This window comes from Mesorhizobium sp. M1A.T.Ca.IN.004.03.1.1 (assembly GCF_003997555.1).
Taxonomy (GTDB): Bacteria; Pseudomonadota; Alphaproteobacteria; order Rhizobiales; family Rhizobiaceae; genus Mesorhizobium.
Genome location: NZ_RZTV01000265.1, coordinates 1 through 275 on the forward strand (window position 1 = coordinate 1; position 275 = coordinate 275).

Consider the following 275-nt stretch of genomic DNA (forward strand, 5'->3'; position numbering starts at 1 on the left):
CAACGATCTCAGTCGGATCGCCGAGCAGGAAAAGGCGCTGAGCTTCGATGCCTTCGATCTCACCACTGCCTGGCAGCTCGGCAAGCTTCTGCAGGAGCTCGCCAGCGAGCGCGGCCTCGGCATCGCAATCGATGTGACGCTGCATTCGATGCCGGTCTTCTATGCCGCGCTCCCGGGCGTGACGCCGGACAACGTCAATTGGGTCAGGCGCAAGCGCAACATGGTGCTGCGTTATTTTCGCAGCAGCTATGCCTCCGGCCTGAAGCTCAGCAAGG

1 protein-coding gene is annotated in these 275 nt (G+C 61.8%); it reads left to right on the plus strand.

Features of this window, described 5'->3' with window-relative positions; translation table 11 throughout:
* Window positions 1–275 (plus strand): heme-binding protein (locus tag EOD29_RS31630; RefSeq protein WP_206520545.1); only part of this gene is annotated, 275 nt, incomplete at both ends.